Raw genomic sequence first — 14,917 nt, forward strand, 5'->3', positions numbered from 1 at the left:
TCAAAACTAATCACTCTTTGACTCGCCCCTCGCTCCTAATTTCCATTCCCCAGTAACTCAACGATCGCGCGATGTTCTAATGGTGGTTGTGACGGTTGGGGATAGCGAGAATCAGTGATTAGCCAGTCAAGAGCTGCCGCTTGCACATCGATGGTTGCACCATTTTTATCAACGCAGTAGCGTCCAAACACTAACTTGTCAACTAAGCGGACTCCAGGTCCCAAACGCGAGTAATCAAAAATTACACTGTTGTCTACTGTCGCGCCACTGCAAATCCAGCAATTAGGACCAATCATTGCTGGTCCAATAATTTTTGCACCATCCTCAATGCGTGTCATACCACCAATGTAAACTGGACCTGTGATATCTACTTTGTCCCAGTTCACAGCAACATTCAAACCAGTGTAGATTCCTGGAGCAACCTGATGACCAGGAATTTCCACATTTTTGATTTCTCTGGAGAGGACACCACGAATAGCGTGCCAGTAATCAGGAACTTTACCAATATCTACCCATTGGAAATCCATAACTAAACCATAAAATGGCGCACCAATTTCTACTAATTTAGGAAATAATTGGCTACCGATATCATATTGCTGACCAGAAGGAATGTAATCCAAAACTTCAGGCTCAAAGATATAAATACCTGTGCTGATATTAGTACTCAGTGCTTCTTCAACTGCAGGCTTTTCTTGGAAAGCTTTAACACGTCCTGCATCATCAGTAACAACAATACCGTAACTGGAAACTTCCTCGCGAGGAACTGAGCGCATAATCACAGTTGCGATCGCGCCTCTATCTTTGTGCCACTTGACGGCCGCAGTGAGATCTAAATCAATCAAAGCGTCACCACACAGCACCACAAACGTATCGTCAAAAAATGGAGAAAAATCTTGTATGCGCCGCATTCCACCTGCAGAACCGATCGCTTCACCAACTAACTCGCCATCTTCAATCCGCCCCTCAAAAGAATAGGCAATTTGAACCCCAAAATGTTGTCCGTCGCGAAAATAGCTTTCAATTTCACCAGCTAAATGACTGACGTTAACCATAATTTCGTCAAACCCATGTTGACGTAGCAATTCTAAGAGAAATTCCATCACTGGCTTTTGCAGGATTGGAATCATTGGCTTAGGAATTGTGTAGGTAATTGGGCGTACGCGAGTACCTTTACCAGCCGCTAGAATCATGGCTTTCATAAATAGTTGCTCCTCAACCTCATGTTTTTATATACCTAAATTAATTGATACCTAATAATCGCCTAAATTCCAGCATTTAGTCATCATTGAAACCACTGACAGCTTTAAGTAGGGAGTAGGGGTGAGAAGTGAGGGGTAAGTGGTGAGTAGCTAGTGGAAGAGTGACTAGCGCGTGAGTTTTGAATTTTGTTCGCGTTCGCGTGCCAGATGGCACTATTTTAAATTGAAGAATATCAAATCTTCGTACGATTGGTTAGATATCATTCTTAAACTCAACACTCATCACTCATATCTTCCCTGCTTCCTTAGTTTCCCGAGTTCTCGAAAAACCCTGACCTCTGATTTTTGATCCATAACCTCTCATATTGCAGTAATTGTCCGAATTTTGATCTCTTGATAAAACTCATCTTGGGATAGCTCTACTTTTGACTGGGCAGATAGTAACAATAATGCCCAAAAAACGCTGACTCGTTCTTGAACAGGTGCGTGATTGGAAACTGCGATCGCCTTTGGCGCTGCGCTGTGCGCAATTGCTCTTGAACACTTCATTCGAGTCCACAACTCTACCAATTGATCTAAGTTCAGCCACGTCTGTTCCTGCTGTCGATCATTATGCCAGCAAGAATTTAAAAACAGCTCAATTTCTGCTGCTACCTCGGTGAGGTTTTCCTGGTGCGCTAATTCAAGTGCTTGGCGTAGTTGTGTACGCGATGGCGAGGAGAGCTTACGAGTGCGCGTGTTGTTTGATGATTCTGGTTGCTGCGCTTGCAATTGATTTGCCATTAATTGCAACTGAGTGATGAGTTCTTGCAGCGTAACTCGGCGCTTTTGTGGTGGCAAAGCTGCTGGGCGGCGACGTAATTGTTGCTCTAAAGGTAAACGTACTCTTGTGTAACTTTCGTTAGCGTCAAGAAAATCATCTTCTGCTGGTTGTAATTCAGCTTGCTGAAATTCTAGTTCAACCAATGTGTTGGCTTTAAACAATACGAGCATTGATGCCGATAAAAAGGCTTGTCCTGATTGTGATAAATCTGCTTCAGTAGCTGTTTGGGCAATTTCATCTGTAGCAAGTACTTCACTCAAATATCGATCAATTACATCAATGACCTGAACATCCCAAGGATCAATTTCTCCTTTTTGGGCAAGATCAATCAAAAGTGTAATTTTTTCTAATAGGTGCGTAGCATCCATAAGGTAGGAATCAGAGTCAGGGATCGGAGGTCAGGGGGTAACAATGATTTAACAGTAGAGGTGTCATACTACTTGCAATTCCTAAATACAATGTTTCCCTCATGCCATTGAGGAGCATTGTAGGGAATAGTAACGTTTTAAACAACTGATAAAAAATCTGAAAATTTAGCTGTAGTCAGGTGCTTGATGGTATGGTGATTATAAATGGTCAAAGATTGACTAAACTATATCAAACTCAATCGCCACACAGTAGCATATAAAATGCTAGTGCGATTACCAAAATATTATCTTTTGGACATAACACTTTCCTGTCCTATTGCTGATCGCTGTAACTTAGCTTGATTGTTTTGATAGCAGCCGTCATGGGTGGATTGCACTACGGCAAATAATGTTGAATCAACCTGACACGCTAGCCTTGCTTAATCTAGAATTTAAAATCTAATCTAGGGCACAAGCAGCGATCGAGCAACATGAACATTAACGTAGCGGATCTTCGTCAAGATTACACTCTCCAAGGCTTGCAGGAAAAAAACGCTGATCCCAATCCCTTTAGACAGTTCCAACTATGGTTTGACCAAGCGTTAGCTGCACAGATACCTGAACCTAACGCAATGACATTGGCTACTGCAACTTCAGACGGTAAACCTTCAGCAAGAATGGTGTTATTAAAAAACTTTGACGAGCGAGGTTTTGTATTTTTTACAAACTATTCCAGTCACAAAGGACAAGAACTCGCAGCTAACCCGCAAGCCGCCCTCGTATTTTGGTGGGCGGAACTAGAACGCCAAGTTCGGATTGAAGGACGTGTAGAGAAAGCATCTGATGCAGAATCTAACGAATATTTTCAAAGCCGCCCATTAAACAGTCGTTTGGGGGCTTGGGCGTCAGATCAAAGTCAAGTCGTAGCTAGCCGCGAAGTTTTAGAACAGCGCTTGCAAGCGCTTCAGCAAAAGTATGAAAGCGAGGAAGTTCCTCGTCCGCCCCATTGGGGAGGATATCGTTTAATTCCTCATCTTATTGAATTTTGGCAAGGACGTCCTAGCCGACTCCACGATCGCCTCAACTATCGTCGTCAGGAAGATGGTAGTTGGCAAAGGGAACGCTTGTCACCATAAATAGGGGTGAGGAGTTAGGGGCGAGGGGCGAGCGAAAGAGTGACTAAAGTGCTAAGCATTCAGGTTGCTTTACTTTCAGGAGTTAAACTTGGTGCTATCTGAGTTGTGGGATCGGGCATGAAATTATAGCGTAAATAAATTCCGGCTGTTATGAATAAAATAATGATAAAGGTGCCAATTCCTAATGGATTGGGTAGCCAGAAAATAGCTTCGAGGTGATTGAGTGCGCCTGGCTTAAGTGTCCATACAAGTTGTCTTTCTGCAATTTCGGGCGGTACGGCGTTCTCATCAGTTTCGACGCTTTTTGCGCCCCAAGGAGTATTTAAGCGAAACTCCAAGTCAAGGATTTCATTAGGATTGATAAGGACGTTACCGTTAGTTGAAACCAAAGAAAGCGATCGCAGATCTAGTTCATAAGTAAGGCGATTTCTCAGTAAAAAGATAAAGTTGTTTTGGTTGAGCTTGAGCTGGGAATTTACAACTGGGATTTCAGATGGTTGGGTAATAGCTGTATTTGTTTTAGCTGTTGGATGAAAGAATTCATTGAACTTAGATTCAAGTTCTGCACCGTTATTAAAAGGAATTGTGACGGTGAGTTCTTCACTAGAAATGCGCTTGACTTTGCCATCAAGTTTACGGGCACGGCGTTCGATGCTATCTAACCACTCAGTAGCAGAATCACCACTGAAAGTCATTAGGCGATCGCCTAACTTAATATGCTGGATAATTTCGCCATGATTAGGGCTATCAAAATTAACTCCGGCTTGATACTGCACGCAGCCTGAAAGAAGCAGCGATGATAAAAGAACGATCCACAATAGCCGCCATCGTGCTAGAAATCGTAATAAAGTACGCAAAAAGCGAGTTTTATGCATTGTCAAAACTGCGGACATTAATCCTCCTATCGATTCAAATCGACCAAATCAACCCAGCAAGTGTTAAAGCGATCGCTATCAGTGCTACCCAGATAAAGCGATTGTCTTTTGTATTTACTTTACTAGGATCAATGGGTTCAGGAATCACTGGTGTTTGGGACGGACGTTTTTTACTCACCGTACCACTAGCCAATCGCATTTGACTTTCATTATCGGGTAATGTACCCAAGTCAGGAATTTGTGTTAACCATTCTTGAGGGCGCTTGAGTTGCGGTGCTTGCAATATGTATAATAATCGCCGCGCTTGTTTACTTGTTTCCGGATGGGGATGGCGCTTGAGTTGTTCGCACAATAACACAGCTTCTTGTCGCTGTTCTGCGGCTTCATATGCTGTTACTAGCCATATCTGAATATCTCCCCCTAACCGAGTATTTCGTGCAACAAGGGCGCTGGCTTTTTCCAGATGTTGCACTGCTTCGCGGTACTTTCCCCGTTCAAATGCGGCTTTTCCCGCTTGGTACTCACTTTTAACAATTGCTTGTTCAGAAGTCACGGTCTACTACAAGATATCTTCTTTCTTGATATTGCCACTTATCATCTGATTTTAGATGGAGTAAGTTTTATGCTACTTGCTCAAACACGGATTAAACTTTCCTAGCCGTGTTCTAAGCTACGGCATCGTTTGAAGTTAGTTGCTAACACTTAACTAGTAAAAAAATGCTTTAAATCAAGAGGTAGTCATGAAACGAGTAGCCATTAATGGATTTGGACGGATTGGACGTGCGTTTTTACGGATTGCTTATGGTAAGCCAGATTTAGAAGTTGTTGCGATCAACGATATTGTATTAAAACCCGACTTAGCTGCGTATCTACTGCAATATGACTCAGTATATCGGCAGTTTCCTGCGGAAGTAGGCTATGACGATACAGGTTTGATGATTGATGGGAAAAAAATCGAACTTGTCGCAGAAAAAGATCCGGCGGCGCTTCCGTGGAAGCAGAGGGATATCGATGTTGTTATCGAATCCACAGGGATTTTCCGCAGTGCAGATAAAGCCGGCTTACACATTGAAGCTGGATGTAAAAAAGTGATTATTAGTGCGCCAGCTAAGGGTTCTACTGTACCCACGTTTGTGTATGGCGTAAATCACGAAAGTTACGATCCAGAACGCGACTGTGTAATCTCTGCAGCTTCTTGCACCACCAATTGTCTCACACCAATCGCTAAGATCCTGAATGATGAATTTGGCATTGAGAAGGCACTGATGACGACAGTTCACGCTTATACTGCCGATCAACGATTAGTAGATACAGGACATCCTTCAGAATGGGCACGCGGACGTGGTGCAGCCCAAAATATTGTACCAACGACAACAGGCGCAGCAACGGCAGTTGCTTTGGTGTTACCAGAATTGAAAGGAAAACTTGATGGCATGGCGTTACGCGTACCGACTCCCACTGGTTCAGTAACCGATTTAAATGCAGTGTTGCAAAAGTCTGTGTCAGTAGAGGAAGTTAATAATGCTTTACGCAAGTATGCAACGAATGGAATGCGCGAGATTCTCAAAGTCAGTGAAGTTCCTCTAGTTTCTTCAGATTGTGTAGGAGATCCGCACTCGGCAATTGTAAACCTCTCTTCCACAAGTGTTCTTGGTGATAACTTTGTCAAGGTTCTCGCTTACTATGACAACGAATGGGGCTATGCAAATCGCTTGGTAGATTTAGCAAGTTACATTTTAAGAGGGGTGAGGAGTGAGTGAGTGGTGGCTAGTGGGAGAGTGGGAGAGTAAGAGAGTGGATTCTAATTGTTAATCCTACCCGCCTACCCTACTACCCTCTACCCCTCTGCTTCTCGTACTTTTTTTAGATTGGTAGGTATCATTAGTAGAAAAGAGCTATGGTAAAAGCCGCTAAAGAACATCTTTCGTCTTCGCAAGCGCGATCGCTCATTCTCTGGTTTGATCAGGTTGGCATCGCGGATATCCCTTTAGTAGGTGGTAAAAATGCCTCCTTGGGAGAGATGATTCAACATAACACATCGCAAGGTGTTAATGTTCCTAATGGTTTTGCGACAACAGCCCAGGCGTATCGCTACTTCATTCAAGCAGCGGGGTTAGAAGAAGAACTACGATCGCTGTTTTGCGATCTTGATGTTGCTGATATTAATAATTTACGCCAAGTGGGGAAACGAGCGCGATCGCTGATTTTAAATACACCGTTCCCTCAAGACTTGCAGCAAGCAATAAGTCAAGCTTATCAAGAAATGTGCCTCCGCTACGGTACAGATACTGACGTTGCGGTTCGTTCGAGTGCGACTGCTGAAGATTTACCCGATGCGAGTTTTGCTGGACAACAAGAAACATACCTTAATATCAGCGGCATTCACAGAGTACTAGAAGCCTGCCATCGTTGCTTTGCGTCCTTATTTACTGATCGCGCGATTTCCTATCGGCAAATTAAAGGATTCGACCGCGTTGATGTAGCACTTTCTGTCGGCGTCCAGAAGATGGTGCGTTCCGATTTAGCAACTTCTGGTGTGATGTTTTCCATTGAAACCGAAACAGGTTTTCAAAATGCAGCACTAATTACAGCAGCCTATGGCTTAGGAGAAAATGTTGTTCAAGGTGCGGTAAATCCTGATGAATACTATGTTTTTAAACCAACTTTAAAAACTGGATTTCGCCCAATTTTAGACAAAAGATTGGGAAGCAAAGAATTAAAGATGGTGTATGATGATGGTTCTAAACTCACTAAAAATATTAAAGTATCGCCTGAGGAAAAAAATCAATTTGCCCTAAATGACGAAGAAATCTTACAACTTGCACGATGGGCGTGTTTAATTGAAGATCATTATTCGCAAGTCCACGGCAAACACACACCAATGGATATTGAATGGGCAAAAGATGGAATGACTCAGGAGTTATTTATTGTCCAAGCGCGTCCTGAAACTGTACAGTCGCAAAAAAGTACTAATGTGCTGCGTAGTTACGAGTTTACCACTCAAGTTAAGACACAGCCATTAATTATTGGACGAGCCGTGGGAAGTGCGATCGCCCAAGGAAAAGCCCACGTAATTACCGATGCAAGTAAAATTGATCAATTCCTACCAGGAGAAGTCTTAGTTACCGATCGTACCGATCCTGACTGGGAACCAATTATGAAAAAAGCAAGTGCAATGATCACAAATCAAGGCGGGCGCACTTGCCATGCTGCAATTATCGCAAGAGAATTAGGGATTCCAGCAATTGTAGGATGTGGTCATGCAACATCTACTTTGCATACTAATCAAGATGTGACAATTTCTTGTGCAGAAGGTGAAGAAGGAAAAGTTTATGCAGGTTTATTGCCATTTGAAGTTAAAGAAATTACTCTAGATTTACCTCGTACTCGTACGCAAATTTTAATGAATGTTGGCAATCCACAAGAAGCCTTTCGCCTAGCTGCAATTCCCAATGATGGAGTAGGCTTAGCCCGCTTTGAATTTATTATTGCTAACCATATTCAAGTCCATCCATTAGCCTTATTAAACTACGACAAGTTAGACAATTTTGTTAAAATAAAAATAGCAGAATTAACTGCACTTTACGACAATAAACCACAATACTTTGTTGATAAATTAGCACAAGGTGTAGGAAGAATTGCTGCAGCTTTTTATCCTAAGCCTGTCATTGTAAGGATGTCAGATTTTAAGAGTAACGAATACGCAAATCTTCTAGGTGGCAAACAATTTGAACCCGACGAAGAAAACCCGATGTTAGGGTGGCGAGGTGCAGCGCGATATTACGATGAAGGCTACCGCGATGGTTTCGCATTAGAGTGTCAAGCAATTCTTCGCGTACGAGAGGAAATGGGTTTAACAAATGTGATTCCGATGATTCCTTTTTGTCGCACTCCTGATGAGGGGCGGATGGTGTTAGCAGAAATGGCAAAACATGGTTTGCAACAAAGTGAAGACTTGCAAGTTTATGTGATGTGCGAATTACCCAACAATGCGATCATGGCAGAGGAATTTGCCGAAGTTTTTGATGGATTCTCGATTGGTTCTAATGACTTGACTCAGCTAACACTAGGAATTGATCGCGATTCTGCACTTGTCGCACGATTATTTGACGAACGCAGTGAAGGAGTCAAACGGATAGTAAAGATGGCGATCGCTGCTGCAAAAAAACACAATCGCAAAATTGGTATTTGCGGACAAGCACCCAGCGATTATCCTGAATTTGCCCAGTTTTTAGTCGAACAAGGAATCGATACAATTAGTCTAAATCCTGACTCTGTATTAAAAACAACGCTGATAATAGCAGCAGCAGAGAAAGCAGAAGATCAAAAGAGACGTAGAGATAGAGAGATTGGATAATTATGTGTTGAACTATTTTTCAAATTGGTACTGCATAGATGAATGCTGGTGTTGAGTGGGCAAATCCACCGTCGAACTTCTCTTTACTTAGTAACGAAGTTCATGTGTGGCGGGTGACTTTAGATATTGATGCAACAATTGTCCACAGTCTTTTTGCTACTTTGTGCGCTACAGAAAAGCAGCGAGCAGAACGTTTTTATTTACAATTACATGGCGATCGCTTTATCGTTAGTCGTGGGGTGCTCCGACAAATTCTCGCTAGCTACCTCCAGATTCACCCCAGCGAAATCAACTTTAGCTACAACTCCTACGGTAAACCGAGTCTTGTTGTCGCAGATGCAGAACCTCTACACTTTAATTTATCGCACTCGCAGGAACTTGCTTTAATTGCAGTTACCCAAAACTGTGATGTCGGAGTCGATCTAGAATACATCCGCAGTGATTTTCCCTGTCAGGAAATTGCAGGGAGATTCTTTTCACCAACTGAAGTAGCTGTGCTGCGATCGCTTCCTTCACATTTACAAACAACTGCTTTTTTCACCTGTTGGACGCGCAAAGAAGCCTTTATTAAAGCAACAGGAAAAGGGTTATCACTGCCATTAGACAAATTTGATGTTTCCTTGCTTCCAGAAGAACCCGCGAAGTTACTATACACTTCATGGGATGAATCTGAAGCCCAGCGTTGGACACTGCAAGAAATTATTCCTGATGCTGGATATGTAGGGGCGATCGCATTACCTAGAAAGAACTGGTGTATTAAGCAGTATAAGTATAATTTTTAGTTTGCTGTAGGCTTAAGCCTACGGATTCGTAATCATCTATATGTCTTTACTCTCGTGTCTAAATTTTGCTAGCAATGAACTAACACGTCCGTTAGAATCTAAATCTGCATCAACATTTTAAAAAAGCAATGACAAGGAACGGCATTGGTATTCGCACAGCGCAACTACGTTCTCACCGAGTTGTCGGACAAATTCACGTTTACGATGGTGCCGGAAAAGGTAAGTCTCAAGCAGCTTTAGGCGTCGTTTTACGCTCCATTGGATTGGGAATTAATACTCGTAGCGCTACCCGCGTTTTGTTACTGCGGTTTCTTAAAGGACCAGGACGTGCTTATGATGAGGATGGCGCGATTGAAGCACTACAACAAGGTTTTCCGCATTTAATTGATCAGGTACGCACTGGAAGAGCAGAGTTTTTTAGTGCTGACGAAGTGACTCGTTTTGATCGTCAAGAAGCACGGCGCGGTTGGGATGTTGCTAAAGGCGCGATCGCTTCTGGCTTATATTCAGTTGTCGTGTTAGATGAACTGAATCCTGTGTTGGATTTAGGATTACTTCCCGTTGAAGAAGTTGTTCAAACACTCAAATCAAAGCCAGAGGAAGTCGAAATTATTGCGACAGGAAGAGGTGCGCCACAACAACTGCTAGATATAGCCGATTTACACTCGGAAATGAAACCTCACCACCATGCGACAGCCGCCGAAAAAGGAATTTCTGGAATTGAAATCTACACAGGTGCCGGTAAAGGTAAATCGACCAGTGCGTTGGGTAAAGCCTTACAAGCGATTGGGAGAGGAATTAGTCAAGACAAATCACACCGCGTTTTGATTATGCAATGGCTTAAAGGTGGCAGTGGTTATACCGAAGACGCCGCGATCGCAGCTTTACAACAGTCATACCCCGCATTAGTCGATCATCAACGTTGCGGGCGCGATGCCATTGTTTGGCGCACTCAACAGCAAGAATTAGACTATGTAGAAGCAGAACGCGGTTGGGAAATTGCCCGCACAGCGATCGCTTCTGGTTTGTACAAAACTATCATCCTCGATGAACTCAATCCTACAGTCGATTTAGAGCTATTACCCATAGAACCGATTGTCCAAGCGCTATTGCGCAAACCCCGCGACACTGAAGTTATCATTACAGGGCGCTGCCACAATCCACCAGCCTATTTTGATTTAGCTAGCATTCATTCTGAAGTATTCTGCCACAAACACTACGCAAACCAAGGAGTTGAATTAAAGCAAGGCGTAGATTTTTAGTAATATAGAATACATCGAGGTGCAATAATGGAAAATACTCAAGTTCTCGATCTCGTGGCAGGCGGGTTAGCAGTCGTCATTCTCATCGGCGGCTACTTAATGATGTTCACTGACATCTTGACAAAAAAGAAGTAGTGTGATTTTTGTACAGGCATCTTGCCTGTCAGCGCGATGAACGATCAAAGTCAGCAGCAACGATCGCTTGTGCGATCGCTCCAAGAATACCTGCGGGGAATTGCCGGAGGGTTACTATTTAGCTTACCCTTGCTTTACACAATGGAAGTTTGGTGGGCTGGATTTATTACCCATCCTTTGCGCTTACTGATATATGTTCTTGCCACTTTTAGCTTATTGCTTGGTTACAACCGTTACGGCGGTTTACGTCGTTCAGCCAGTCCATTAGAAGTTGCTATTGATTCGGTTGAAGAAATGGGGCTAGGATTAATCATTGCTGCGATATTTCTCTGGCTTTTGGGGCGAATCACGGCAGAAATGACTCTTAATGAAATCGCTGGCAAAATTATCATCGAAGCCATGACAGTTGCAATTGGTGTATCTGTTGGTACGGCGCAGCTAGGTGGAGGTGAAGGCAAACAGCAAACAGATAGTGGAATGAAAAGCAATTCATCGTTAGACGATCCCGACCCCACACCTTTTTTGACAAAAAGCAATGGTGACTTCGGCGGACAGTTAACAATTGCTTTATGTGGTGCAGTGTTATTCGCTGCTAATGTTGCCCCTACCGAAGAAATTATTCAGATCGCAGTAGAAAGTAATTCATGGCGGCTTGTAGGTTTTGCCTTTGTCTCAATGCTCTTAGGGGCAATGATTCTGTTTTATAGTAACTTCACTGGCACACAGCGATTCTCTAAAAAACGCGGCATCGTCAACGTAATTTATGGCACAGTTGTTACTTATGCGATCGCTTTAGTTGCTTCCGCTGCAATTTTGTGGTTTTTTGGGCGCTTTGATAACATGTCATTGATTACTTGCTTGGCACAAACCGTTGTTTTAGGGCTTGCCGCAACACTAGGTGCTTCAGCGGGAAGACTTCTACTGCAATGAAACAACTAGAAAAAAACTGGTTAGAGTGGATTGTGTTTGCAATTAGTCTTGTCTTAGTGGTTGGTACATTAGGATATCTAGTCTACGATGGGACAAATACAGCAAACTCACCTCCAAGCTTTGAATTTCAACTTGGGCAACCACAGCCGCAACAAAATTACTTCGTTGTACCAGTATCAGTGACTAATCAAGGTGACGAGACGGCTGAGGGAGTTCTGATTGAAGTTGTCCTAGAAAGTGATGGAACTGAACAAGAAACAGCTGAATTTGAAATTGCCTTTTTACCAAGACAATCTACTCGTGAAGGTTGGGTAACATTTAAAACCGACCCGCGTACGGTAGATCAGATGTCAGCACGAGTCATGGGTTTTGAAAAACCTTGAGAGAGAAGTAGGTTCTTGTTGGCTTCTAGCGTTGAACTCGGAACCTTATTTTTTGCTTTGAAGTCTGGATAGATAACAGTGTTTGATACTAATGCGCTACTCGATTGCATCAAATCATACTGAGAAGCACTCTCCTGCAATTGTTCTCAGGAATGATGGCAATTTTAAGTATGCGAAATAGTGATTTCGTTCTTAAAGGAGAACGTTTAATATGAATCGTGTTAATTCTTGGCATTCTGGAACAGCTGCGTTTATGGCACTTGCCGTAACAACGAGTACCATCACTCCTTTAATGTTATCAACTCCTGCAGCTGCGCAACTCTTTCCACAACAACCTTATCCTTCCAGAACCTATCCTTCACCAAATTATCCTTCTACTACACAAGTCACAATTCCGGCAGGCACTACAATTCCAGCGCGGTACGATGAAGCTGAACGAATCGTTGTCACTCCCAACGAAACGATGTCCCTAACCCTGACAGTAGCAACAAACATCATTAACCGTAGCAATACTGTATTAGTTCCCGTTGGAAGTCAAATTGTCGGACAGATCCAACCTGTTTATGGTGGTTCGCAGTTTGTGGCAAGAGAACTTGTATTGCCAAATAACCGACGGCAGAGTATCAATGCTTCTTCAAGAGTGTTTAGCCAAACTCAAGAAATCACCAGAGGTTCCAACACGAATTCGATCTTAAAAGGTGCAGCTATTGGCGCAGCAGCAGCAGCAGCAGTCGCAGCAATTACAGGCGATCGCGCGATCGCAACTGAAGAAGTCCTCGGTGGTGCTGGATTAGGAGCATTAGGAGGAGTTTTACTAGGACGCAGACGCGCTGAAGTTCTTGTCATCAATCCTACGACAGATCTTAATCTAACACTTAACTCAAATCTGCCATTGTCTACCTACTAATCAGAGAAACTAGTTAACTTTATTGAATGGGCAGGCAGGATGCCTAACCTACATCACTCCCAATGACGCATATGAAAAGCGGGTAGCTAATTGTATGTTTGCCTGCTAGAGGTGTTATTTAGTTTTCCTGGGTGCTTGACATCTGCTGGAGAATTGAGCTATAGAAGATATACCAGAACAGAAATTTTCTCATAATGAAAATAGCGCTTGCCCTTATCACCATTACCACCACAACTATCCATTTAGGAGGGTCATAAGGCGCTGCACTGAAATCAATCTTACTGCTTTATTCGCCCTCCAGACCAACTCTGGGGGGCAATATTTTTGAATTAATAAAGAATACCCATGTTGTTAATAATGCCACTTGCCACAAACACTACCACCACTACCATCACGCCAGGAGGGACGTGACGATTGATTGTGTATGCAATTTATCTATCCCTCCAAGCCAGCTTTGGAGGTTTTTTTATTGCTTAATGGTTGATTTAATAGGAGAAACAAAAATGGCAGATCACCGCGAACTCGCAAGGGATATGGACTTGTTTCATTTTGAGGAGCATAGTCCAGGAATGGTGTTTTGGCACCCCCAGGGGCTGCGGCTTTTGCGCAGCATTGAAAACTTTATGCAGCAGATTTATCAAGCCCATGAATTTGAAGAAGTGCGATCGCCTATTGTTCTCAAGCGATCGCTATGGGAACGTTCAGGGCATTGGGAAAAATTTGGCAAGGGGATGTTTGTAGTTGGCAGCAAAAAAGCAGATGAAGATAATGCAGCCCAATCCATCATTGACGCTGACTATGCACTGAAGCCCATGTCTTGTCCTGCCCATATTGCCATTTATCAATCTCACAAGCGCAGTTATCGAGAGAATCCTATGCGATTGATGGAGTTTGGGATATGTCATCGCAACGAATCTGGGACATTATCAGGCTGTATGCGACTGCGACAGTTTGTCCAGGATGATGCTCATATCTTTTGCCGAGAATCTGATGTGCAGCATGAAATTGGTAATTTTCTCAAGATGGTACAGCAAGTTTACGTTGCCTTTGGCTATAATCAGTTTTCCCTACAAATTTCCCTCAGACCCCAGCACCGACTTGGCTCTGATCGCTTATGGGATCGCGCTGAATCTCTGTTAATTGAGACAGTGCAATCTTTGGGGTACAGTTATCAATTAGCTCCGAATGAAGGAGCATTCTATGGTCCAAAACTCGAAATCAGTTTGCAAGATCACTTGGGGCGATCGTGGCAGTGTGGCACATTTCAAGTTGATTTCAATCTTCCTCAAATATTTGAGTTAGCGTTTGTGAATGAACGGGGAGAATTGGAACGTCCTATAATGCTACACCAGGCAATTTTAGGGTCACTAGAGCGTTGGATTGGCATTTTGTTAGAACACCATCGCGGTATCCTCCCTGTTTGGGCTGCTCCTACACAAGTTGCGATTGCCTCTATTTCTAATAAAGCCTCTGTCTGGGCGGAAACGATTTTCTCTCGGCTCAAGCAACTGGGGGTTAGGGTAGAACTTGACAACCAAGATCAGACAATCAGCAAGAAAATTCGAGAACTCTCTAAACGCAGGATTCCAGTGATTGCAATTGTAGGCGAGCAGGAAGCTAAGAGCAAAACGTTGAATCTGCGGTGTTTAGGTGCTGTAGAACAACAAGAAATCAGCCTTGCTCAACTTGAGCATAAATTGGTAGAGCTTGTCATGCCGTAGCAAATTTTCTCCTGATTGCCAGAAGTTAAAAGACAGGCGATCGCACGCTAACATTGCAGT

The 14,917-nt window shown here is 43.2% G+C and carries 13 protein-coding genes; 9 read left to right on the forward strand and 4 right to left on the reverse strand.

Features of this window, described 5'->3' with window-relative positions:
- Window positions 1-35: 35 nt before the first annotated feature.
- Both IQ230_RS00505 and IQ230_RS00510 read right to left on the reverse strand, forming a co-directional pair.
- Window positions 36-1,199, reverse strand: a complete 1,164-nt coding sequence (locus tag IQ230_RS00505; RefSeq protein ID WP_193929789.1) for a nucleotidyltransferase family protein — start codon at window positions 1,197-1,199, stop codon at window positions 36-38.
- Between the two features lie 360 nt (window positions 1,200-1,559).
- The gene (locus tag IQ230_RS00510; protein ID WP_193929791.1) at window positions 1,560-2,390 is read right to left on the reverse strand and encodes a segregation/condensation protein A; all 831 of its coding nucleotides are present in this window, start codon (window positions 2,388-2,390) and stop codon (window positions 1,560-1,562) included.
- 470 nt (window positions 2,391-2,860) lie between these two features.
- Between IQ230_RS00510 and pdxH the strand changes: the two genes are divergently transcribed.
- On the forward strand, window positions 2,861-3,505 hold the full coding sequence (pdxH, locus tag IQ230_RS00515) for a pyridoxamine 5'-phosphate oxidase (RefSeq protein WP_193929793.1): 645 nt from the start codon (window positions 2,861-2,863) through the stop codon (window positions 3,503-3,505).
- A gap of 59 nt (window positions 3,506-3,564) precedes the next feature.
- Here pdxH and IQ230_RS00520 read toward each other — a convergent pair whose 3' ends face one another.
- A complete protein-coding gene (locus IQ230_RS00520; RefSeq protein WP_193929795.1) occupies window positions 3,565-4,398 on the reverse strand; it encodes a DUF3153 domain-containing protein in 834 nt (277 codons plus the stop codon).
- Window positions 4,399-4,414: 16 nt separating this feature from the next.
- Entirely contained in the window at window positions 4,415-4,933 is a 519-nt protein-coding gene (locus tag IQ230_RS00525; protein WP_193929797.1) for a hypothetical protein, read from the reverse strand.
- A gap of 187 nt (window positions 4,934-5,120) precedes the next feature.
- Between IQ230_RS00525 and gap the strand changes: the two genes are divergently transcribed.
- From gap to thrS, 8 genes are all read left to right on the forward strand, one after another.
- Window positions 5,121-6,140: a type I glyceraldehyde-3-phosphate dehydrogenase gene (gene gap, locus IQ230_RS00530; RefSeq protein WP_193929798.1), complete on the forward strand. Its 1,020-nt coding sequence runs from the start codon at window positions 5,121-5,123 to the stop codon at window positions 6,138-6,140.
- Window positions 6,141-6,277: 137 nt separating this feature from the next.
- Window positions 6,278-8,737 carry a phosphoenolpyruvate synthase gene (gene ppsA, locus IQ230_RS00535; RefSeq protein ID WP_193929800.1) on the forward strand — a complete coding sequence of 820 codons (2,460 nt, stop codon included), beginning with the start codon at window positions 6,278-6,280 and terminating at the stop codon, window positions 8,735-8,737.
- A gap of 38 nt (window positions 8,738-8,775) precedes the next feature.
- Window positions 8,776-9,519: a 4'-phosphopantetheinyl transferase family protein gene (locus tag IQ230_RS00540; protein ID WP_193929802.1), complete on the forward strand. Its 744-nt coding sequence runs from the start codon at window positions 8,776-8,778 to the stop codon at window positions 9,517-9,519.
- Window positions 9,520-9,647: 128 nt separating this feature from the next.
- Entirely contained in the window at window positions 9,648-10,781 is a 1,134-nt protein-coding gene (locus IQ230_RS00545) for a cob(I)yrinic acid a,c-diamide adenosyltransferase (protein WP_193929804.1), read from the forward strand.
- 171 nt (window positions 10,782-10,952) lie between these two features.
- On the forward strand, window positions 10,953-11,846 hold the full coding sequence (locus IQ230_RS00550) for a TIGR02587 family membrane protein (protein WP_193929806.1): 894 nt from the start codon (window positions 10,953-10,955) through the stop codon (window positions 11,844-11,846).
- Window positions 11,843-12,229 carry a hypothetical protein gene (locus tag IQ230_RS00555; RefSeq protein WP_099700573.1) on the forward strand — a complete coding sequence of 129 codons (387 nt, stop codon included), beginning with the start codon at window positions 11,843-11,845 and terminating at the stop codon, window positions 12,227-12,229. Before IQ230_RS00550 ends, IQ230_RS00555 begins: the two co-directional genes overlap by 4 nt.
- Window positions 12,230-12,440: 211 nt before the next feature.
- Window positions 12,441-13,136 carry a hypothetical protein gene (locus tag IQ230_RS00560; protein ID WP_193929808.1) on the forward strand — a complete coding sequence of 232 codons (696 nt, stop codon included), beginning with the start codon at window positions 12,441-12,443 and terminating at the stop codon, window positions 13,134-13,136.
- A 503-nt stretch (window positions 13,137-13,639) separates the two neighbouring features.
- Window positions 13,640-14,857: a threonine--tRNA ligase gene (gene thrS / locus IQ230_RS00565; protein ID WP_193929811.1), complete on the forward strand. Its 1,218-nt coding sequence runs from the start codon at window positions 13,640-13,642 to the stop codon at window positions 14,855-14,857.
- Window positions 14,858-14,917: the final 60 nt, after the last annotated feature.

The sequence above is a fragment of the Gloeocapsopsis crepidinum LEGE 06123 genome (assembly GCF_015207655.1).
Lineage (GTDB): Bacteria > Cyanobacteriota > Cyanobacteriia > Cyanobacteriales > Chroococcidiopsidaceae > Gloeocapsopsis > Gloeocapsopsis crepidinum.